The following is a 20,311-nucleotide window of genomic DNA, read 5'->3' as shown; positions in this document are numbered from 1 at the left end:
TGGCACGGGAGGTCCCACTTGTCCCCCGTCCGGGGCCGGACTTCACAGTGAACTTCACGAACGGCTCGCGCGCCGCAACCCTGCCGAAATTGCCTCGCCCGACCCGGGCGGCCCCTGGTACGCATGCCGTATGGACGGTCGACGGATGAGGGCGGCGACGGCGTGACGACGAGGACGACGGAGCCGCGGGTGCTGCGGCGCGAGGAGTGGGACACGTGGTACGGGTCGCTGATCCGGGCCTTCGGCGGGATCCCGGAGCCGGCCGACGAACTGGAGCTGTTCCGGGAACTGACGCGGGTCGACCGGTCGATCGGCGTGTGGGAGGGCGACGGGGACGGCGAGGCCTGCGTCGGGACGGCGGGGGCCTTCGCCTTCGGGATGACCGTGCCGGGCGGCGCGCGGGTGCCCGCCGCGGGCGTGACGATGGTGAGCGTCGCCGCCACGCACCGGCGCCGGGGCGTCCTGACGTCGATGATGCGCCGGCAGCTGGACGACGTACGGTCCTGGGGCGAGCCGCTGGCGGTACTGACGGCGTCCGAGCCGGCGATCTACGGCCGGTTCGGGTACGGCGCCGCGACCTTCGCGCTCCACGCGGAGATCGACACGAGCCGGGTCCGGCTGTCCGTGCCGCCGGGCACGGATGACGTACGCCTGCGGTACGCGGCGCCCGCCGACGTGCTCGACGCGTGTGAGGCGGTGTACGCGCGGCTGGTGCCGGGGCGGCCCGGGATGCTGGCCCGGCAGCCCGGCTGGGACCGGCTGGCGCTGCTGGATCCGGAGAGCGGGCGGGACGGCGCCTCGCCCCTGCAGTGCGTGATCGCCCGCCGGGACGGCGGGGTCACCGGGTTCGCGCGCTTCCGGGTGCGGCCGGCCTGGGGGCCCGAGGGGGCCGGGGGCACGGTGGTCCTGGACGCCCTGGCCGGTCTCGACGCGGCGACCGAGGCGGCGTTGTGGCGCTTCCTGTACGACATCGACCTCACCTCCAGGCTGTCGGTGCGGGGGCGGCCGGTCGACGAGGCGTGGCAGTACCAGGTGTCCGACATCCGGCGGTGCCGGCCGGAGCTGCGGGACGCGCTGTACGTACGGCTGGTGGACGTGGGGGCGGCGCTCGCGGCGCGGACCTACCAGGCGCCGGTGGACGTCGTTTTCGAGGTCGAGGACGCCTTCTGCCCCTGGAACGCGGGACGTTGGCGGCTAAGCGGCGATGCCAAGGGGGCGTCCTGCGAGCGGACGGCCGACGCTGCGGATCTGTCCCTGTCCGTACGGGAGTTGGGGGCGGCGTACCTCGGCGGTGTCGGGCTCGGTGCGCTGGGGGCGGCCGGGCGGGTGCGTGAGGTACGGACCGGGGCGCTGGCGGAGACGTCGGTGGCGTTCGGGTCGGACGTGGCGCCGTGGCTGCCGCACGGGTTCTGAACGGGGTCTGAGTCGGGGGCGGGGCCCTACCGCTGCTGGCAGGTGGGGCACCAGAAGAGGTTGCGGGCGGCGAGGTCGGCGGTGCGGACGGGGCTGCCGCAGAGGTGGCAGGACTGGCCGGCCCGGCGGTAGACGTAGACCTCGCCGCCGTGGTCGTCGACGCGGGGCGGGCGGCCCATGACCTCCGGGGTGTGCTCGGGGCGGACGGTGTCGATGCGGTTGTTCCGTACGCCCTCGCGCATGAGCCCGGTCAGGTCGTGCCAGATCGCGTCCCACTCGGCGCGGGTGAGGTCCCTGCCCGCGCGGTAGGGGTCGATGCCGTGGCGGAAGAGGACCTCGGCGCGGTAGACGTTGCCGACGCCGGCGACGACCTTCTGGTCCATGAGCAGGGCGGCGACGGTGGTGCGGCTGCGGGAGATCCGGCGGTAGGCCGCGTCGGGGTCGGCGTCCGGGCGCAGCGGGTCAGGACCGAGGCGGTCGTGTATCGCCTGCTTCTCCGGGTCCGTGATCAGGGCGCAGGTGGTGGGGCCGCGGAGGTCGACGTACGCGGTGTCGTTCGCGAGGCGGAGGCGGACGGTGTCCGTGGGCGGGGGCGCGGGGGCCGGGCCGAAGGCGACCTTGCCGAAGAGGCCGAGGTGGATGTGGACCCAGGCGGGGTCCCCGGCTGCGCCGAAGCCGAGGAAGAGGTGTTTGCCGTGGGCGTCGGCGGTGGTCAGCACGGTGCCGTCGAGGAGGGCGGCGGAGTCGGCGAACTTGCCCTGGGGGCTGGTGACGTGGACTGCCGTCCGGGCGAAGGCGGCGGTGTAGTCCTGGGCCAGCCTGTGGATCGTGTGCCCCTCCGGCACGGGGGTGTCCTTTCGTTTCCTCTGCCCACCCGTCCACCCGTCTCGGCGGGTCGAGAGGCTCGACTCGTCCCGGGGCTCCGCCCCGGACCCCGGCGGGTACTCCGTCCCCCGCACCCGTGCGGGCCCACTGCCCTGCCCGGCGAGACCCCTCATGCCCGGCCCGCCCGTAGGCCCGCGTTCCCGACCGGCGGGCCTTGCTGCCGATCCGCACGCCGGGGCCTCGCACGCGGTGCGGCGGGGCCCCGGCGTCGGGGTGCTACTGCTGGGGGTGGTGGGGCGGGATCGGGGGGAGGTCGCCCGTCGTCTCGTAGGACGTGAGCATGTCGATGCGGCGGATGTGGCGTTCGTCGCCGGAGAAGGGGGTGGCGAGGAAGGTCTCGACGAACTTCGTCGCCTCGTCCTGCGTGTGCATGCGGGCGCCGACCGCGACGACGTTGGCGTTGTTGTGCTGGCGGCCCAGCGACGCCGTCTCCTCGCTCCAGGCCAGCGCCGCGCGCACGCCCTTCACCTTGTTCGCCGCGATCTGCTCGCCGTTGCCGGAGCCGCCGATCACGATGCCGAGGGCGTCGGGGTCCGCGGCCGTGCGCTCGGCGGCGCGCAGGCAGAAGGGCGGGTAGTCGTCCTGGGCGTCGTAGAGGTGCGGGCCGCAGTCGACGGGCTCGTGGCCCGCGTCCTTGAGCCACTCGACGAGGTGGTTCTTGAGTTCGAAGCCCGCATGGTCCGAGCCGAGATACACGCGCATGCGTCGAGTGTGACACGCGGGCCGGGAGGCGGACTCTTCGGGTGCCGACGGGGAATACGCAACGTGAAACTTTGAAACCTCAGGGAAAGCTCAAGTAACGATCCGGATTCAAAGGTTCCCAGATCTGTTCACCTCCGTTTCACTGGTCCGGCTCGTACACCGCTCGTACGGGACAGTGCTCGACCGGCGCAAAGGAAACCTCCCCCATGACTTCGCAGCCGACCTTGACCAAGCCCGAGGACGGGCCCGCCGGGCCCGGAGAACCCGGGTCCGGGCTCCAGGCCGGGCTCAAGAACCGCCACCTCTCGATGATCGCCATCGGCGGCGTCATCGGGGCCGGGCTGTTCGTTGGCTCCAGTTCCGGGATCGCCACGGCGGGTCCCGGCATCCTTCTCTCGTACGCCCTCGTCGGCACGCTCGTGGTGCTGGTGATGCGGATGCTCGGGGAGATGTCGGCCGCCAACCCGACCTCCGGCTCCTTCTCCGCACACGCCGACCGGGCGCTCGGCCCCTGGGCCGGGTTCTCCATCGGCTGGCTGTACTGGTTCTTCTGGGTCGTGGTGCTGGCCGTGGAGGCCACGGCCGGGGCCAAGATCCTGGAGGGCTGGATACCGGCCGTGCCCCAGTGGGGCTGGGCCCTCATCGTGATGTTCGTGCTGACCGCCACCAACCTCGTCTCCGTCGGCTCCTACGGCGAGTTCGAGTTCTGGTTCGCCGGGATCAAGGTCGTCGCCATCGCCGCGTTCATCGTGGTCGGCGGGCTGGCCGTGTTCGGCGTGCTGCCCGGCGTGGACAGCGACCAGGCGGGGCTCGGGAACCTGACCGAACACGGCGGATTCCTGCCGCACGGGGCCGGGGCCATCCTCACCGGTGTGCTGCTCGTCGTGTTCTCGTTCATGGGCAGCGAGATCCCCACGCTGGCCGCCGGTGAGTCCGAGGACCCGCAGCGGGCCGTGACCAAGGCGACCAACAGCATCATCTGGCGCATCGCCGTCTTCTACCTCGGGTCCATCTTCGTCGTGGTCACGCTGCTGCCCTGGGACGCGCAGTCGATCGTCGACCAGGGCTCGTACGTCGCCGCGCTGGACTCCCTCGGCATCCCGAACGCCGGCGAGATCATGAACTTCATCGTGCTGACGTCCGTGCTGTCCTGCCTGAACTCCGGGCTCTACACGGCCTCCCGCATGGCGTTCTCGCTCGGTGAGCGCGGCGACGCGCCGAAGGCCTTCGCCCGCACCACCCGGCGCGGGGTGCCGCAGACGGCGATCCTGTCGTCCGTCGTCTTCGGCTTCGTCGCGGTGTTCTTCAACTACAAGTTCCCCGACACGGTCTTCCTGTTCCTGCTCAACTCCTCCGGTGCCGTGGCCCTCTTCGTCTGGCTGGCCATCTGCTTCTCGCAGCTGCGCCTGCGGAAGATCATCCAGGCCGAGGCGCCGGAGAAGCTCGTGGTGCGGATGTGGCTGTACCCGTACCTGACCTGGGCGGCGGCCGCGGTCATCGTCTTCGTGCTCGGCTACATGCTGACCGACACCGAACACGACGGGCGCAGCACCGTCCTGCTGTCGCTGCTCGTCGCCGCGATCGTCCTCGTCGTCGCCTTCGTCAAGCAGCGGATCACCGCGCGGAAGGCCGTGGCGGTCGACGCGAAGGGCTGACCCGCCCGTCGCCGGACGACGGAGAAGACAAAAGAGGCCCGCCGGGGCGCTCGATGCGCCCCGGCGGGCCTCTTCCGTGGGTCTCGGGCCCCCTCGTTACCGCTTGTCGGCCAGCTTCCACGCGGTGGGCAGGACGCCCATCGCCAGCGCGGCCTTCAGCGCGTCGCCGATCAGGAACGGGGTGAGGCCGGCCGCGATCGCGGCGGTGAGGGACATGTCGGCCGCGAGGGCCAGGTACGGCACGCCGACGGCGTAGATGATCGCCTCGCCGAGCAGCATCGTGCCGGCCGTGCGCAGCACCGAGCGGTCGGCTCCGCGGCGGGCCAGGGCGCCGACGGCCGCGGCGGCGAGCAGCATGCCGAAGACGTAGCCGAGGGACGGGGCGGCGGTACCGGAGCCGCCCTGCGCGAACCACGGCACGCCCGCCATGCCGACCACGGCGTACAGCGCGAGCGAGAGCAGACCGCGGCGGGCGCCGAGCGAGGTGCCCACGAGGAGCGCGGCGAAGGTCTGGCCGGTCACCGGCACGGGGGAGCCGGGCACGGGCACCGCGATCTGGGCCGCGACGCCGGTGAGCACGGCGCCGCCCGCCACGAGCGCGACGTCCCGGACTCGGGAGGAGGGGAGGAGGTCGGCGAGGACCTGCCCGGAACGGCGGGCGGAAACGGCGGCGGTGCTCATGGGGACTCCGCGGTGGTGTGGACATGTCGGGACACCGCGACGCTATCCCAGCGGCAGGGGCCGATCATCAGCAGCGCTCGACAAAGGCCCGCGCGTCGGCTTGGTGGGCTCCCGACAAAGGACGCGGGATACACGTGGTCCCGGGTGACACCCGTCACCTGAGGGACGAGGCAGGCGTCACGGCACCGGGAGGGCGCATACGGATGATCACCTTCCGTATCCGGTCCGTCCGCATCCTGGGCAGCCGGTGTCGCGGGAGGGCGTGAGCCCGGAGACTGTGGGCGCTTTTGCCCTGCCCGAGTCCCCACCCGCCCCCCACGCATCGGACGAGCCGCTCCATGTCCCACAGCACCCCCACCGAGGCGCCCGCGCAGCCGGTGGACGCCTCCCTCTCCCACGGCCTCAAGCAGCGCCACCTGTCGATGATCGCCCTCGGCGGCGTGATCGGCGCGGGTCTGTTCGTCGGCTCCGGGGCCGGCATCGCCGCCGCCGGGCCCTCGATCGTCGTCGCCTACACCCTCTCCGGTCTCCTCGTGATGCTGGTGATGCGGATGCTGGGCGAGATGTCCGCCGCGTATCCGTCGTCCGGTTCCTTCTCCGCGCACGCCGAGCGGGCGATCGGGCCCTGGGCCGGTTTCACCGCCGGCTGGGCGTTCTGGGTGCTGCTGTGCACGGCCGTCGGCCTGGAGGGCATCGGCGCCGCGCAGATCGTGCACGGATGGCTGCCGGGCACGCCCGAGTGGGCGTGGGTGGCGCTGTTCATGGTGGTGTTCTGCGGCACGAACCTGGCCGCCGTGAAGAACTTCGGCGAGTTCGAGTTCTGGTTCGCCACCCTCAAGGTCGGCGCGATCTCGCTGTTCCTGGTGCTGGGCGTGCTGGCGATCTGCGGCGTCCTGCCGGGCACCGACTCCCCCGGCACCTCCCATCTGGGCGACTTCCTCCCCCACGGCGGCAACGGCCTGATCATCGGTCTGCTCGCCTCGGTGTTCGCCTACGGCGGTCTGGAGACGGTGACCATCGCGGCGGCCGAGTCGGAGAACCCGGTCCGGGGCGTGGCGAGCGCCGTCCGGACGGCGATGTGGCGCATCGCGCTGTTCTACATCGGCTCGATGGCGGTCATCGTGACCCTGGTCCCGTGGGACTCCCCCGAGGTCGTCGAGAAGGGCCCGTACGTCGCCGCCCTCGACGAGCTGGGCATCCCCGGCGCGGGTCAGCTCATGAACGTCGTGGTCCTGGTCGCGCTGCTGAGCGCGATGAACGCCAACATCTACGGCGCCTCCCGCATCGGCTACTCGCTGGTGGAGCGCGGGCAGGGCCCGAAGGCGCTGGGCCGGGTCTCGGGCGGGGTGCCCAGGATCGCGGTGCTCGTCTCGTCCCTCTTCGGCTTCGGCTGCGTGCTGCTCAGCTACTGGCGGCCGGACGACGTCTTCTCCTGGCTGCTCAACATGATCGGGGCGGTCATCCTGGTCGTCTGGATCTTCATCGCCGCCTCGCAGCTGCGGCTGCGGCGCCGTCTGGAGCGGGAGGCGCCCGAGAAGCTGGTCGTGCGCATGTGGGGCTTCCCGTGGCTGACCTGGGTGGCGCTGGCGGGCATGGCCGCGGTGTTCGTGCTGATGGCCCGCGAGCCGGACACCCGGGTGCAGCTGTACTCGACGGGCGGAATGACGCTGTTCCTGGCCGCCGTCGGCTACGCCCGCCAGCGGCGGACCGCGGCCCGCCGCTAGGGGGTGACGTTCGATCAGGTCGGCTCCGGGCGACGGTGCCCTGGTGGCGACTCACGACAAGATCCGAACGACACCCCCTGGTCCGGACGCGGCCGTTCTCTTCGAAGGGCCCCCGCACGAGTCCCGTGCGGGGGCCCTTCGCCGTCCGCCGGCCCGCCCGTCCGCCCCGGCCGGGCCTCTTGCTGCTACCGTGCACTTGCAAGTGCTGTGCAATAAGGCACGGGGCGGGGTCGAGCCGACACCGGCGATCCGTTGCCCGTGCCGTGCACGGCGGCCCCTGAACGCCCTGCCTCGTGATCGTCTTCTCAGCCTTCACCAGGCAGGCGGAATGAGGAAGGCCCCCGCGAGGACGTGACTCGCGGGGGCTTTTCCGTCTCACCCGTCGGCGCCCTCCGTCTCGCCCGTCGGTCGCCTCCTGGGCAGGGCGGGACCGTTGCGCTAGCTTCGAACACATGGTTGCCCAGGCCCGGAACTTCACGTCGCGTCGCTATGTCGACCTGCGACGCCAGGGCACTGCCACCTGTCGCCGTCCTCGCGTGAGCTGACGGGGCACCACGACACCGGATGCCCCCGGCCGACGAGTCAACAGATCCGTGAGGCGGGCGGGGTGGGCCCGGCGCGCCTCGACCCGTTCAGACGGCGCAGTGTCGGACCCGTTCCGGAGGAGACCCATCCCCATGCCCCGTACCGCGGCAACCCTGACCCCTTCCCCCGTTCCGCGCGGCGCCGACCGCGACCGGCGGCGGGCCACCGCCGGCGTCGTCCTGCGCTCCGTGCTGGAGCACGGGCCCGTGGCGCGCAGCACCATCGCCCGGCTGACCGGGCTGTCCCCGGCGTCGGTCACGGACTACTGCGCCCGCTTCACCCGGCTCGGGCTGGTGCGCGAGGCCGAGCCGCCCCGGCGGCCGAAGGGGGTGGGCCGCCCGCACGTGCCCCTGGACCTCGACGACTCGCGGTTCGTGGTCGGCGGGCTGCACGTGGCCGTCCCCTACACCACCGTGGCGCTGCTCGATCTGCGCGGCCGGGTGGTGCGGCAGCGGGAGCTGCGGCACGAGCGCACCGATCCGGGGTGGGTACTGCCCCACGCGGCGAAGGCGCTGGCCGGGATGCTCTCCGAGCGGCGCGACGCCCGGCCGCTCGGGGTGGGCGTCGCGGCCGGCGGCTGGGTCGACCGGGACTCCGGCGTGGTCGTCGAGCACGGACTGCTGGGCTGGCGGGACGTGCCGGTGCGGGAGGTGCTCGGGGCGCACACCGGGCTGCCCGTCCACGTCGACGGCCACGCCCGGGCGCTGGTCAACGGGGAGCGGCTGTTCGGGCGGGCGCGGGGCAGCGGCAGCGTGCTGCACCTGTTCGCCGGCAACGTGGTCGACGCGGCCTTCGCCACGCACGACGAGGTGCACCACGGGCCGCGTTCGCAGGCGGGCGCGATCGCGCACCTGCCGGTGCCGGGCGGCAGCGAGCCGTGCGCCTGCGGGCGTACCGGATGCCTCCAGGCGGAGTTGAGCGAGCGGACCCTGTGCCGCCGGGCCCGCGCGGCCGGGGTCACGGACGGGGACAATCCGCGGCACGTGCTCGCCGCCGCGGACGCCGTCGACCCGGTGGCCGCCGCGCTGCTGCTGGAGCGGTCCCGGACCACCGGGCGGGCGGCGGGGCTGCTGGCGGACGTGCTCAACCCGGAGACGGTGGTGGTCACCGAGATCGGCGCCATGCACCGCGCGGACTGCCTGGCCGCACTGCGGGAGGCGGTCGGCACGGAACGCGCGGCGGACGTCCTCCCGACGAGTTTCCCCGATTCCGTGCTGGCCGTCGCGGGTGGCTCGGTCGTCCTGGACGTGCTGTACCGGGACCCGTTGGGCGCTTCACCTGAGGCTAATTAATTCAGTGCCTCGGAATGTTGACACGGATCACCGTCGACCGGAAGCATTCACCTCATGAGCTGTCGCACCTTCTGTTGCTGACGCCCCGGCGCGCCCGGAGCGCGTATCCCGCTGCGTGAATTCCCCTTTCCCCCGCACTTCCCCGTGCCGGAATTCCGCATGCCCCACTCCACTTCACCCGTTCCACCCCGTGACGCCTTCCCGGCTGCCCTCGCGCCGTGTTTCCGGCGCGTGCCGCCCGTATGAATTCAGGGAGTTCTCCCATGTCCGCACCGCCTGTCACAGGCATTGACCGCCGCTTGTTCCTCACCTCGGTCGTCGGCGCCTCGGCCGCCGTCGCCGGGCTCAGCGGCTGCGCGAACGGCAGTGCAGCCGCCGAGACGAAGGGGGCCGCCACCGCTCCGCTGGCCACCAAGGTGCCCGAGGGCACCAGCCTGAAGATCGCTTCCTATCAGGACACCCAGCAGCTCCAGTTCGAACTGGCCCGGCTGAAGGTTCCCTTCACGGTGTCGGACTGGCTGAACATAGGCGCGGGACCCGATGTCATCAACGCGTTCCGGGCGAAGTCCCTCGACCTCGCCAACAACGCCGGCATTCCGCCGATCCAGGCGCACTACCAGGGTTTCGACGCGAAGATCGTCGCGATCAACGTCACCCGCAAGCCCAACTACCTGTTCGCGACGAAACCCGGCAGCGACATCCGCGCCACAAAGGATTTCGAAGGCAAGAAGCTGGCCTTCTCGCAGGGGCAGGCGCAGGACGTGGTGCTGCTGCGGGCGCTCAAGGAGGCGGGGCTCGCCTACGACGACGTGGACCTGGTGCCGCTGACCAGCAACCAGTTCCTGACCGCGCTCCAGTCCGGCCAGGTGGACGTCGCCCCGCTCGGCAACAGCCAGGCGCCCGCCTATCTGAAGCAGTACGGCTCCAAGGGCGCGCGCACCATCGCGACCGACGTGGTGGACCTGCTCAGTCTGCTGTGGGCGCCGCAGTCCGTCCTGAACGACCGCGCGAAGGCGGCCGCCGTCGCCGCCTACATCCCGCAGTGGGCCAAGGGCCTGGTGTGGACGTGGGAGCACCCGGACGACTGGAACCGGGAGTTCTACGTCAAGACGCAGAACCTGACCCTCGCGCAGGCCGAGGCCGTCACCGAGCTGGCCAACAAGCCGCTGTTCCCGCCGAGCTGGGACGAGGCGATCGCGTGGGAGCAGGAGACGGCCGACCTGCTGGCGGAGGGCGGCTTCGTGAAGGAGTTCGACGTGAAGCAGCTCTTCGACCGTCGCTTCGAGGCCATCGCGGCGCGCGCCGTGACGGCGGAGTACCGGAGGTGAGCGCCGTGACGACCCTGACGGCCGCCCAGAGCGCGGTCACCGTCGAGCAGGACACCCCCCAGGTGCGCAGGCGCCGGCGGCTGTCCCCGGGGAAGCGGTGGCCGGCCGCCCGGCTCACCGGGCCGCTGCTGGTCGTCGTGCTGTGGACCGCCGCGTCCGCCGCCGGCACCCTGGATCCCGGCGCGATACCGGCGCCCTGGACGGTGGGCGAGACGGCCTGGCGGCTGTGGTCGGACGGGACGCTCGCCACCGACGTCGTCACCTCGCTGCGCCGGGCGGCGATCGGGTTCGCCATCGGGCTCGGCGCCGGGGTGGTGCTGGCGCTGGTCTCGGGCCTCACCCGCGTCGGCGAGGCGCTGATCGACGGGACGGTGCAGCTCAACCGGGCGATACCGACCCTGGGTCTGATCCCGCTGTTCATCCTGTGGCTGGGCATCGGCGAGACCTTCAAGATCGCCATCATCGCGATCGTCGTGTACATCCCGATGTACCTGAACACCCATGCCGCGCTGTCCGGCATCGACAGCCGCTACGTCGAACTGGCCGAGGTGCAGGGGCTGTCCCGGCTGCGGTTCATCCGCCGGGTGGTCGTGCCCGGCTCGCTGCCCGGCTTCTTCGTGGGACTCCGGCTCAGCGTCACCGGCTCCTGGCTGGGTCTGGTGGTGCTGGAGCAGATCAACGCCACCAGCGGTCTCGGCTACATGATGTTCCAGGCCCAGAACTACGGCCAGACGGACGTGATCCTCGTCGGCCTGCTGATCTACGGCGTCTTCGGTCTGGTGTCCGACAGCGTGGTCCGTCTGATCGAGCGGAGGGTGCTGTCGTGGCGACGCACACTGAGCAACTGAGCCGTCCGGCCGTCCGGCTGCACGGGCTGACCAGGTCGTTCAAGGGCCGTACGGTGCTCGACGGCATCGATCTGGAGCTGCCCGCGGGCCAGTTCACGGCCCTCCTCGGGCACAGCGGCTCCGGCAAGAGCACGCTGCTGCGGGCCGTGGCCGGCCTCGACCACGGTGTCGAGGGCGGGGGGCGGCTGTCCGCGCCCGAGCGGGTGTCGGTGGTCTTCCAGGACTCCCGGCTGCTGCCCTGGTCCCGGGTGCTGGACAACGTGCTGCTCGGCACGGAGGGCAAGGAGGCCGCCGAGCGCGGCCGGGCCGCCCTGGCCGAGGTGGGCCTCGCGGGCCGCGAACGCGCCTGGCCCGGGGAGCTGTCCGGCGGTGAGGCGCAGCGGGCGGCACTGGCCCGGGCCCTGGTACGGGAGCCGCAGCTGCTGCTCGCCGACGAGCCGTTCGGCGCGCTGGACGCGCTGACCCGGATCCGGATGCACCACCTGCTGCGGGAGCTGTGGGAGCGCCACCGCCCCACGGTGCTGCTGGTCACCCACGACGTCGACGAGGCGATCGTGCTCGCCGACCGGGTGCTGGTGCTGGACAACGGCCGTGTCGGCCTCGACCTGACCATCGACCGACCCCATCCGCGCTCCTACCGGGAGCCGCTGCTGGGCGAGTACCGGGAGCGGCTGCTGGCCGCCCTCGGCGTGACGGAGGACCACTGATGACCCGCCGGCTGCACCTGAACGCGTTCTTGATGAACACCGGCCACCACGAGGCGTCGTGGCGGCTGCCGGAGAGCGACCCGTACGCGCACGTGAGTCTCGCGCACTACGTGAACCTGGCCAGGACGGCCGAGCGGGGCACGTTCGACTCGCTGTTCCTGGCCGACGGCCCGCAGCTGTGGAGCAATCTGGCGCAGCGGCCGGCCGGCGCGCTGGAACCGCTCACCCTGCTCACCGCGCTGGCCACCGCGACCGAGCACATCGGTCTGATCGCGACGGCGTCCACGTCCTACAACTCGCCCTACAACCTGGCCCGCAAGTTCGCCTCGCTGGACATCCTCAGCGGCGGCCGGGCGGGCTGGAACATCGTCACCACGGCGGGGGCCGAGGCGGCCCGCAACTTCGGTCTGGACGCCGAGCCCGCGCACGCCGAACGCTACGCACGCGCCGCCGAGTTCGTGGATGTGGCACTGAAGCTCTGGGACAGCTGGGAGGACGACGCGATCCTCGCCGACAAGGCGGCCGGCGTGTGGGGCGACGACGCCCGCATCCATCCACCGCGTCACAAGGGGACGTACTTCAGCGTCGAGGGCGCGCTCAACGTGCCGCGCACTCCGCAGGGCTACCCGCTGCTGGTGCAGGCCGGGTCCTCGACGGACGGCAAGGTCTTCGCGGCCCGGTACGCGGAGGCCGTGTTCACCGCGCAGCAGACCATCGAGGACGCGCGCTCCTTCTACGCCGACATCAAGAGCCGCACCCGGCTCGCGGGGCGGGATCCGGAGCACCTCAAGGTACTGCCGGGCATCGTCCCGGTGATCGGGTCCACCGAGGCGGAGGCGCGCGCCGCGGAACAGGTCCTGGAGGACCACATCGTGCACACGCACGGCGTGCGGCGCCTGGAGGACCTGCTGCGGCTGGAGCCCGGCACCCTGGACCTGGACGGGCCGCTGCCGGACGACCTGCCGCCGGAGAGCGCCATCGAGGGCGCCAAGAGCCGCTACACGCTGATCGTGGAGCTGGCCCGGCGCGAGAGCCTGACCGTGCGGCAGCTGATCGGGCGGCTCGGCGGCGGACGCGGCCACCTGACCTTCACCGGGACACCGGAGCAGGTGGCCGACCAGATCGAGACGTGGTTCACGCGGGGTGCGGCCGACGGCTTCAACATCATGCCGCCGGTCCTGCCCTCGGGCCTGGAGTCCTTCGTGGACCACGTCGTCCCGATCCTGCGCGAGCGCGGTCTGCTGCGCACCGCGTACGGGCCCCGGCAGACCCTGCGCGAGCGCTACGGCCTGCCCCAGCCCCGCAACCAGTACGTCACCGACGCCCCGGAACCGGCCCAGGCCCCGGAACCGGACCCGGCCCCCGCCCCCGCCCCCGCCCCCGCCGGGGCGACGGCCGCACTCACCCGTATCTGAGAGAGGAACCGGCATGAGCGATCTGCGGATCACCAAGATCACTTCCCGTATCGGTGCCAAGGTGTCGGGTGTCGACATCTCCCGGCCCCTGGACGAGGCGACCGTCACCGCGCTGGGAGCCGCCCTGGCCGAGCACAAGGCGCTGGTCTTCGACGACGTGGACCTCGACGACGAGGGCCAGCAGGCCTTCGTGCGCGGCTTCGGGGAGCTCACCACCGCCCACCCGACCGTGGGCGCGGTCGACGGCGCCCCGAACGTGCTGCCGGTGGACAGCGAGCGGGGCCGTGCCAACCACTGGCACACCGACGTCACGTTCGTCCTCAACCCGCCGCAGGCCACCTCGCTGCGCAGCCTGACGGTCCCGCCGTACGGCGGAGAGACCCTGATCGCGTCCTCGGCGGGCGCCTACCGGGACCTGCCCCAGCCGCTGCGGCTGCTGGCCGACAGCCTGTGGGCGGAGCACACCAACGACTACGACTACGCGGTGGCCGACGAGGACATCGACGCGAAGAAGGCCGCGCACCGGTCCCAGTTCACCTCGATCACGTACCGCACGGCGCACCCCGTGGTGCGCGTCCACCCGCTCACCGGCGAGCGTGGGCTGTTCATCGGCGGGTTCGCGCAGCGCATCGTGGGCCTGTCGGCGGGCGAGTCGCGCAAGCTGCTCGAACTGCTCCAGTCCTACGTCACCCGCCCGGAGAACGTGCTGCGCCACCGCTGGTCGGAGAACCAGCTGGTGCTGTTCGACAACCGCATCACCCAGCACTACGCCGTCGACAACTACGACGACCTGCCGCGCCGGCTGCACCGGGTGACGCTGGCCGGTCCCGTGCCGGTGGGCATCGAGGGCAAGGAGAGCTGGTCGATCGAGGGGGACGCCTCGCACTACACCCCGGTCGCCGCGTAACGGCGGACCCGGCACGCCCCCTGTGCGCGCAGGGGTGGAGCGCCTCCGCAACGGGAAATGAACCGTCGTTCACCCGAGGAGGCGCTCATGGCGTACGTGAGGTGTCCGAACTGCGGCGACACGATGCACGAGTTCCGGGAACTGGAGGGGGACGCGGAGAAGGCGGCGGCGCGGCTGGCCCTCGGCGAGCTGCCGGCGGGGGAGGTCTTCGTCGCCCGGGCCTACCACCGCTGCACGTACGACGGCTGCCGCCGGATCCAGCGCAAGGACCGGTGGTGGGTCGGCGCGACCCTGCCCGAGGAGGACTGACCGCCGGTCCCGGCCGCCCGCGTCCCGGAGAGGGGGCGCGGGCGGCCGGGCGTCCGGGTCAGAGGTTGCTGAAGTCCGGGCCCTTGGTGCGGGTCCGCTTGATCTCGTAGAAACCCGGCACGGAGGCCACGGCGAGGGTGCCGTCCCAGAGCCTGGCGGCGTCCTCGCCCTTGGGGGCGGGAGTGACGACCGGGCCGAAGAAGGCGAGCTGCTCGCCGTCGGCGCCGGGCACGGCGATGACCGGGGTGCCGACCTCCTGGCCGACCTTGTCGATGCCCTCCTTGTGGGAGGCGCGCAGCTGGGGCTCGTAGGGGGTGCCGTCCCAGTGGTCCATGAGGGACTCGGGCAGGCCGGCGTCCTTCAGGGCGGCGGCGACCGTCTCCCGGCCCGGTCCCTCCTCCTGGTTGTGGATGCGGGTGCCGAGCGCCGTGTAGAGGTCACCGAGCACGTCGGCGCCGTGCTCCTCCTGCGCGGCGATCACGACGCGCACCGGGCCCCACGCCTTGACCTCGAGCATCTCCCGGTACTCGGCGGGCAGCTCGTCGAGCTTGTCCTCGTTGAGGACGGCGAGGCTCATCACGTGCCAGCGGACCTCGATGTCCCGGACCTTCTCCACCTCCAGGACCCAGCGCGAGGTCATCCAGGCCCAGGGGCACAGCGGGTCGAACCAGAAGTCGACGGGCGTCTTCTCCGACATGTCTCTCCTCGTGAGGCGGCGCGGGCAGGCGTCCTACCGGCCAACCGACGGGCGGGCCCGTCCATTCCCGGCTGCCGCGCGTCAGGGGCGCATGGCAGGATCGGTGCTGTCCGCATGCTGAACACCACGGAACACCAGCCGTCCATCGAACACCATCCGAGGAGTGCCGCCCGTGCCCGGTGAGAATCTGTCCCGCGACGAGGCCCGGGAGCGGGCCGCCCTGCTGTCCGTCGACGGGTACGAGGTGTCCCTCGACGTGCGCTCCGCCACCGGTGACACACAGGGTGAGGGCCCGCGCACGTTCCGGTCCGTGACCACGATCCGCTTCCGCTGCAACGAGCCGGGCGCGAGCAGCTTCGCCGACCTGATCGCCCCGAGCGTCACCGCCGTCTCCCTGAACGGGCGCGACCTCGACCCGAGCGAGGTCTTCGACGGCTCCCGGATCGCCCTGGAGGACCTGGCCGCCGACAACGAGCTGGTGGTCGACGCCCAGTGCGCGTACTCCCGCACCGGCGAGGGCATGCACCGCTTCGTCGACCCCGAGGACGGCGAGGTGTACCTGTACACCCAGTACGAGCCGGCCGACTCGCGCCGGGTGTTCGCGAACTTCGAGCAGCCCGACCTCAAGGCGCCCTTCCGCTTCGAGGTGCGCGCGCCCGAGGAGTGGACGGTGTGGTCCAACGGGGTGGGCGAGCGCGTCGACGGGCTGTGGCGGTTCGCGGAGACGAAGCCGATCTCGACGTACATCACGTGCGTGGTCGCGGGGCCCTACCACTACGTCACGGACTCCTACGAGCGCGTGTCCGAGGACGGTACGCGGCTGGAGATCCCGCTCGGTGCCCTGTGCCGCAAGGGTCTCGCCCCGCACTTCGACGCCGACGACGTCTTCCTCGTCACCAAGCAGGGCCTGGACTTCTTCCACGACCACTTCGACTTCCCGTACCCCTTCGGGAAGTACGACCAGGCGTTCGTGCCGGAGTACAACCTCGGCGCGATGGAGAACCCGGGGATGGTGACCTTCCGGGAGGAGTACATCTTCCGCGGGAAGGTGACGCGGGCGTCGTACGAGGGCCGGGCCAACACGATCCTGCACGAGATGGCCCACATGTGGTTCGGCGACCTGGTCACCATGGAGTGGTGGGACGACCTGTGGCTGAAGGAGTCCTTCGCCGACTTCATGGGCGCGCTCGCCAACGTGGGCGCGACCCGGTTCAAGGACGCCTGGATCACCTTCGCCAACCGCCGCAAGGCGTGGGCCTACCGCGCCGACCAGCTCCCCTCCACACACCCGATCACGGCCGACATCCGCGACCTGGAGGACGCCAAGCTCAACTTCGACGGCATCACCTACGCCAAGGGCGCCTCCGCGCTCAAGCAGCTGGTGGCGTACGTCGGGCAGGACGCGTTCCTGGAGGGCGCCCGCCGCTACTTCAAGCGGCACGCGTACGGCAACACCCGGCTCGGCGACCTGCTGTCGGTCCTGGAGGAGACCAGCGGGCGCGACATGACGGCCTGGTCCCGGTCCTGGCTCCAGACGGCCGGCGTCAACGCGCTGACCCCGCAGGTGCTGCTGGGCGCGGCGGGCACGGTCGACGAACTGGCCGTGGTGCAGGAGGCCGCCGAGTCGCACCCCGAACTGCGCCCGCACCGGGTCGCGGTCGGCCTGTACCGGCGTACGGCCGGGGGCGCCCTGGAGCGGTACGCGCGTGCCGAGGTGGACGTCGAGGGGCCGCGCACGGTGGTGGCGGAGCTGGCCGGCGCCGAGGCGCCGGAGCTGGTCCTGGTCAACGACGACGACCTCACGTACTGCAAGACGCGCTTCGACGACACCTCGCTGGCCACGCTGCGCGAGCACCTGGGCGCGCTGACCGACCCGCTGGCCCGTGCCCTGTGCTGGTCGGCGCTGTGGAACATGACGCGGGACGCGCTGCTGCCGACGCGGGACTTCGCGGAGCTGGTGCTGCGGTTCGCCGGGCGCGAGTCGGACATCGGCGTGCTCCAGATGCTGCACGCCTGGACCGGTTCGGCGCTGGTGCACTACGCCGCCCCCGACTGGCGGGAGACGGGCGGCCGGCTGCTCGCCGAGGGTGCGCTGCGCGAGCTGCGGGACGCGGCGCCGGGCGGCGAGCATCAGCTGGCGTGGGCGCGGTTCTTCGCGTCGGTGGCGTCCGGGGAGGCTGACCTGGCGCTGCTGAGGGGACTGCTGGAGGGCACCGAGAAGATCGACGGGCTGGACGTGGACCAGGAGCTGCGCTGGGTGTTCCTCGCGCCGCTCGCGTCCCACGGCGCCGCCGACGAGGGCGACCTGGCGGCCGAACTGGTCCGCGACGACACGGCCTCCGGCAAGCGGCACCAGGTGCGCTGCCTGGCCTCGCGGCCGTCGGACATGGTCAAGGCGCAGGCCTGGGCGCAGGTCGTCGAGTCGGACAAGCTGTCCAACGCCCTGGTGGAGGCGACCATCGCGGGCTTCGCGCAGCCCTCGCAGCGGGAGCTGCTCGCGCCGTACACCGAGAAGTACTTCGCGGCGATCGAGCGGCTGTGGGCCGAGCGGTCCATCCAGATCGGGATGGACGTGGTCCGGGGTCTGTTCCCGTCCCTGCGGGACTCCCGGGACACGCTGGACGCGACCGACGCGTGGCTGTCGGCGCACCAGGACGCGGCCCCGGCGCTGCGCCGGCTGGTGCTGGAGGCGCGGGACGACCTGGCGCGGGCGCTGCGGGCGCAGGCGTGCGACGGCGCGGCGGCCGGCCGCTAGCCCGGCACCCGGAACCCCCGATCATTGGCCAATGATTGGGCGCTGAGTCACCGTTACACGATGCGTGCACGGTGGCCGTAACCCCTGGTCCGCCCCTTTCGGACCAGGGGTTTTCGGCATCCGAACACCCGTCCTTTAGTCCGGGCTTGTCCCGGTTCGGCGATGGACGTGTAACAGCGGTTAAGAGGCGGCCACGGCACGGGAAATTGCCGGTCATGACGCACAACACCCCGCTCTCCCCCCGCCCCCGCCCGCTGCACCACCTGGCCGACGGCCGGCGTCCGCTGATGACGGCCGCCCAGCTCCGGGCGCACGGCGTCTCGGCCGCGGAGACCAACGAGCAGTGCCGGCCCGGCGGTCCCTGGCAGCAGCTCCTGCCGAACGTCGTCCTGCTGCACCCGGGCCCGCCGACCAGCGAGGAGCGCCTGCACGCGGTGCTGCTCTACGCGGCGCGGGACCGTGCCTGCGGCACGGCGTCCGGCGCGGGGCCGGGAGTGAGCGTCTCGGTGCCCCTCCAGCCGGGCGGCGGGCACCCGCCGGTGCCCGCCTACGCGGAGGCGATGATCACGGGTCTGGCCGCGCTGACGCTGCACGGCTTCTCCGGCGCTCCCCCGCTGCCGTCCCTGGACCTCATCGACGTCCTGGTGCCGCGGCTGCGCCGGCTGCGCACGACGGGCTGCGCGCGCATCGTCCGCACGGCCGCGCTGCCGACCGCCGTGGAGCTGACCGGAGTTCCGGTGGCGCCGGTGGCGCGGGCCCTGGCGGACGCGGTGGCGGAGCTGACCGACCCGGCGACGGTGCGCCGGCTGCTGACGGAAGCGGTGCGCGGCGGTCACTGCGAACCGGCCGCGGTGGTACGGGAGCTGAACCGGGCCCGGCTGCTCAGCCGCCCGCACGTGGTGGACGCCGTGGACTCGCTGGTCGCCGAGGGGCGGGCGCTGGCCGAGCAGCGCCTGTACCGGATGGTGCGCGAGCACGCCCTGCCGGAGCCGGTCTGGAACGTCGACCTGCGGCTGCCGGGCGGCCCCCACCTGGGCGGGGTGGACGCCTTCTGGCCCGAGCAGGCGGTGGCCCTGGAGCTGGACACCCGGGCGCACCGCACGCAGGAGGACGACGCCGACTGGGCGGAGCACGCCCGCAAGCGCGAGCACCTGGAACGGCTCGGCATCACGGTCGTGCACCTCACCCCGCGCAAGCTGCGCGACTGCCCTGAGCACCAGGCCGCCGTCGTCCGGACGGCCCTGATGGCCGCAGGTGACCGGGAGCCCGCGGCTTACGTGGTGGTACTGCCCCGGTAGCGCCGACGGGAAGCCCGCGCCGGGACCCGGCCCGCGAGGGCGGGCACGCCGGTTCGGGCGCCCGCCCCTTGCCGTGGCGCCCGACGGGGCGAGGGCGGCCGTGCACCGGGCGCGGGTGCCGGTGCCCGGCGGGGCGAGCGAACCGGGCCCGGTGCGCACGAGGCGGGCACGCCTGACCCGGGCGCCCGCCCCCTCCGCTCGGCGCCCGGCCGGGCGAAGAAGGCGGTGAGCCGGGGGCGGGTGGCGGTGAGCCGGGGGCGGGTGCCCGGCAACAAGAGCTTGCCGGGCGCGGTGCGCGAAAGGGCGGGCACGCCGGTTCGGGTGCCCGCCCCTCCGGGTGGCTCGGTGTGGTCAGTCGCAGGTGAGGGGGCGCGACGGGGTGGGGGAGGCGGTGAGCCGGGCGCGGGCGGTGGCGATCTCCCGGTCGCCGGTGATCACCGTGTCGGCGGTGGGGCGGTCGCGCGGGACGCCGACCAGGACCCGGTCACCGGGATCGAGCCGGGCGAGGCCGTCGTCCAGGGCGAACGTCGCCGTCGGCCCGGGGCTCCCCTGCGGCCCCGCGCTCGCACCGGGCCCGTACGCCCGGGTCACCCGGAGCGTGATCCGGTGCCGGGCGGCGCCGGGTACCGGCTCGGCGCGGGTCACGGTGCCCTCGGCGACCAGACGGGCGCAGGCGAGGTAGCCGGGGCTGCCGAAGGCGCCGGCGTCCTCCCCGCCCACGGGCGGGCTCTGCGGTCGGGTCACGGACTTGTCGGCCGCGCTGCCGCCCGCCGTGTCCTCGGCCGTGCCGCCCGGGCCCTGCACCACCAGCCAGCCCAGGCCCGCGACCACCACCCCCGCGCAGGCGGCCGCAAGGACGCCCGGGGCGAGGCGGAAGGGGCGGCGGCGCGGTGCCGGAGCCCGGACGGGGGCCGGAGCCCGGCGCTCTTCCGGCCCGGCGTCGCCCAGGGCGTCACCGAGCAGGTGCAGCTGCTCCCGCAGCAGCGCCACGTCGGCCTCCGCCGACCGGTACGCGGCCCGGGCGTCGGCGCCCGCGTCGGGCGGCGGCGGCCCGCCCGTCACGGCCGCCATCAGCGCGTCGTACCCACCGGGGTGCTGTTCGGCGGCCAT

General features: G+C 72.8%; 17 protein-coding genes. 12 read left to right on the top strand and 5 right to left on the bottom strand.

Annotation, left to right across the window (positions count from 1 at the left end; translation table 11 throughout):
- Window positions 1-123 precede the first annotated feature (123 nt).
- On the top strand, window positions 124-1,413 hold the full coding sequence (locus ACIBCJ_RS07555; protein ID WP_365979110.1) for a GNAT family N-acetyltransferase: 1,290 nt from the start codon (window positions 124-126) through the stop codon (window positions 1,411-1,413).
- Between the two features lie 26 nt (window positions 1,414-1,439).
- On the opposite strand, the gene ACIBCJ_RS07550 is transcribed toward ACIBCJ_RS07555, so the two are convergent.
- Together ACIBCJ_RS07550 and ACIBCJ_RS07545 are read right to left on the bottom strand one after the other, a co-directional pair.
- Window positions 1,440-2,258 carry a DNA-formamidopyrimidine glycosylase family protein gene (locus tag ACIBCJ_RS07550; RefSeq protein ID WP_365979109.1) on the bottom strand — a complete coding sequence of 273 codons (819 nt, stop codon included), beginning with the start codon at window positions 2,256-2,258 and terminating at the stop codon, window positions 1,440-1,442.
- Window positions 2,259-2,514: 256 nt separating this feature from the next.
- Window positions 2,515-3,000 carry a ribose-5-phosphate isomerase gene (locus tag ACIBCJ_RS07545; RefSeq protein WP_362095201.1) on the bottom strand — a complete coding sequence of 162 codons (486 nt, stop codon included), beginning with the start codon at window positions 2,998-3,000 and terminating at the stop codon, window positions 2,515-2,517.
- Window positions 3,001-3,206: 206 nt separating this feature from the next.
- Here ACIBCJ_RS07545 and ACIBCJ_RS07540 point away from each other — a divergent pair, with 206 nt between their 5' ends.
- Window positions 3,207-4,655: an amino acid permease gene (locus ACIBCJ_RS07540; protein ID WP_365979108.1), complete on the top strand. Its 1,449-nt coding sequence runs from the start codon at window positions 3,207-3,209 to the stop codon at window positions 4,653-4,655.
- Window positions 4,656-4,751: 96 nt separating this feature from the next.
- On the opposite strand, the gene ACIBCJ_RS07535 is transcribed toward ACIBCJ_RS07540, so the two are convergent.
- On the bottom strand, window positions 4,752-5,336 hold the full coding sequence (locus ACIBCJ_RS07535) for a biotin transporter BioY (RefSeq protein WP_362095195.1): 585 nt from the start codon (window positions 5,334-5,336) through the stop codon (window positions 4,752-4,754).
- A 338-nt stretch (window positions 5,337-5,674) separates the two neighbouring features.
- Here ACIBCJ_RS07535 and ACIBCJ_RS07530 point away from each other — a divergent pair, with 338 nt between their 5' ends.
- The 8 genes from ACIBCJ_RS07530 (at window position 5,675) to ACIBCJ_RS07495 (ending at window position 14,451) form a co-directional block, all read left to right on the top strand.
- Window positions 5,675-7,060 (top strand): amino acid permease, encoded by a 1,386-nt coding sequence (locus tag ACIBCJ_RS07530; protein WP_362095192.1) that lies wholly within the window; start codon window positions 5,675-5,677, stop codon window positions 7,058-7,060.
- Window positions 7,061-7,737: 677 nt separating this feature from the next.
- Window positions 7,738-8,937 carry an ROK family protein gene (locus tag ACIBCJ_RS07525; protein WP_365979107.1) on the top strand — a complete coding sequence of 400 codons (1,200 nt, stop codon included), beginning with the start codon at window positions 7,738-7,740 and terminating at the stop codon, window positions 8,935-8,937.
- 263 nt (window positions 8,938-9,200) lie between these two features.
- Window positions 9,201-10,265: an ABC transporter substrate-binding protein gene (locus tag ACIBCJ_RS07520; RefSeq protein WP_365979106.1), complete on the top strand. Its 1,065-nt coding sequence runs from the start codon at window positions 9,201-9,203 to the stop codon at window positions 10,263-10,265.
- Complete coding sequence (locus tag ACIBCJ_RS07515; RefSeq protein ID WP_399282010.1) at window positions 10,262-11,113, top strand: ABC transporter permease; 852 nt, start codon at window positions 10,262-10,264, stop codon at window positions 11,111-11,113. The genes ACIBCJ_RS07520 and ACIBCJ_RS07515 overlap by 4 nt, the downstream gene beginning before the upstream one ends.
- On the top strand, window positions 11,089-11,820 hold the full coding sequence (locus ACIBCJ_RS07510) for an ABC transporter ATP-binding protein (protein WP_362095183.1): 732 nt from the start codon (window positions 11,089-11,091) through the stop codon (window positions 11,818-11,820). Before ACIBCJ_RS07515 ends, ACIBCJ_RS07510 begins: the two co-directional genes overlap by 25 nt.
- Entirely contained in the window at window positions 11,820-13,235 is a 1,416-nt protein-coding gene (locus ACIBCJ_RS07505) for an LLM class flavin-dependent oxidoreductase (protein WP_365979105.1), read from the top strand. Before ACIBCJ_RS07510 ends, ACIBCJ_RS07505 begins: the two co-directional genes overlap by 1 nt.
- A 13-nt stretch (window positions 13,236-13,248) precedes the next feature.
- Window positions 13,249-14,142 (top strand): TauD/TfdA family dioxygenase, encoded by an 894-nt coding sequence (locus ACIBCJ_RS07500; protein ID WP_365979104.1) that lies wholly within the window; start codon window positions 13,249-13,251, stop codon window positions 14,140-14,142.
- An 87-nt stretch (window positions 14,143-14,229) separates the two neighbouring features.
- Window positions 14,230-14,451 carry a hypothetical protein gene (locus ACIBCJ_RS07495; RefSeq protein ID WP_362095171.1) on the top strand — a complete coding sequence of 74 codons (222 nt, stop codon included), beginning with the start codon at window positions 14,230-14,232 and terminating at the stop codon, window positions 14,449-14,451.
- A 58-nt stretch (window positions 14,452-14,509) separates the two neighbouring features.
- Here ACIBCJ_RS07495 and ACIBCJ_RS07490 read toward each other — a convergent pair whose 3' ends face one another.
- Window positions 14,510-15,148 carry a DsbA family protein gene (locus ACIBCJ_RS07490; RefSeq protein WP_133885702.1) on the bottom strand — a complete coding sequence of 213 codons (639 nt, stop codon included), beginning with the start codon at window positions 15,146-15,148 and terminating at the stop codon, window positions 14,510-14,512.
- A gap of 172 nt (window positions 15,149-15,320) precedes the next feature.
- On the opposite strand from ACIBCJ_RS07490, the gene pepN reads away from it, so the two are divergent.
- The gene (gene pepN, locus ACIBCJ_RS07485) at window positions 15,321-17,903 is read left to right on the top strand and encodes an aminopeptidase N (RefSeq protein ID WP_365979103.1); all 2,583 of its coding nucleotides are present in this window, start codon (window positions 15,321-15,323) and stop codon (window positions 17,901-17,903) included.
- Between the two features lie 215 nt (window positions 17,904-18,118).
- Complete coding sequence (locus ACIBCJ_RS07480) at window positions 18,119-19,201, top strand: hypothetical protein (RefSeq protein WP_365979102.1); 1,083 nt, start codon at window positions 18,119-18,121, stop codon at window positions 19,199-19,201.
- Window positions 19,202-19,552: 351 nt separating this feature from the next.
- Here the strand turns inward: ACIBCJ_RS07480 and ACIBCJ_RS07475 are convergent, their stop codons facing one another.
- Window positions 19,553-20,311 (bottom strand): hypothetical protein, encoded by a 759-nt coding sequence (locus tag ACIBCJ_RS07475; protein ID WP_365979101.1) that lies wholly within the window; start codon window positions 20,309-20,311, stop codon window positions 19,553-19,555.

The sequence above is a fragment of the Streptomyces sp. NPDC051136 genome (assembly GCF_044455745.1).
Lineage (GTDB): Bacteria > Actinomycetota > Actinomycetes > Streptomycetales > Streptomycetaceae > Streptomyces.
This window is presented reverse-complemented; position numbering and strand designations above follow the sequence as displayed.

Coding starts and splice junctions, on each gene's coding strand:
- ACIBCJ_RS07555 (WP_365979110.1), top strand. CDS start 124: ATGCCGTATGGACGGTCGACGGATGAGGGCGGCGACGGCGTGACGACG.
- ACIBCJ_RS07545 (WP_362095201.1), bottom strand. CDS start 3,000: ATGCGCGTGTATCTCGGCTCGGACCATGCGGGCTTCGAACTCAAGAAC.
- ACIBCJ_RS07540 (WP_365979108.1), top strand. CDS start 3,207: ATGACTTCGCAGCCGACCTTGACCAAGCCCGAGGACGGGCCCGCCGGG.
- ACIBCJ_RS07535 (WP_362095195.1), bottom strand. CDS start 5,336: ATGAGCACCGCCGCCGTTTCCGCCCGCCGTTCCGGGCAGGTCCTCGCC.
- ACIBCJ_RS07530 (WP_362095192.1), top strand. CDS start 5,675: ATGTCCCACAGCACCCCCACCGAGGCGCCCGCGCAGCCGGTGGACGCC.
- ACIBCJ_RS07525 (WP_365979107.1), top strand. CDS start 7,738: ATGCCCCGTACCGCGGCAACCCTGACCCCTTCCCCCGTTCCGCGCGGC.
- ACIBCJ_RS07520 (WP_365979106.1), top strand. CDS start 9,201: ATGTCCGCACCGCCTGTCACAGGCATTGACCGCCGCTTGTTCCTCACC.
- ACIBCJ_RS07505 (WP_365979105.1), top strand. CDS start 11,820: ATGACCCGCCGGCTGCACCTGAACGCGTTCTTGATGAACACCGGCCAC.
- ACIBCJ_RS07500 (WP_365979104.1), top strand. CDS start 13,249: ATGAGCGATCTGCGGATCACCAAGATCACTTCCCGTATCGGTGCCAAG.
- ACIBCJ_RS07495 (WP_362095171.1), top strand. CDS start 14,230: ATGGCGTACGTGAGGTGTCCGAACTGCGGCGACACGATGCACGAGTTC.
- ACIBCJ_RS07490 (WP_133885702.1), bottom strand. CDS start 15,148: ATGTCGGAGAAGACGCCCGTCGACTTCTGGTTCGACCCGCTGTGCCCC.
- ACIBCJ_RS07480 (WP_365979102.1), top strand. CDS start 18,119: ATGACGCACAACACCCCGCTCTCCCCCCGCCCCCGCCCGCTGCACCAC.
- ACIBCJ_RS07475 (WP_365979101.1), bottom strand. CDS start 20,311: ATGGCCGCCGAACAGCACCCCGGTGGGTACGACGCGCTGATGGCGGCC.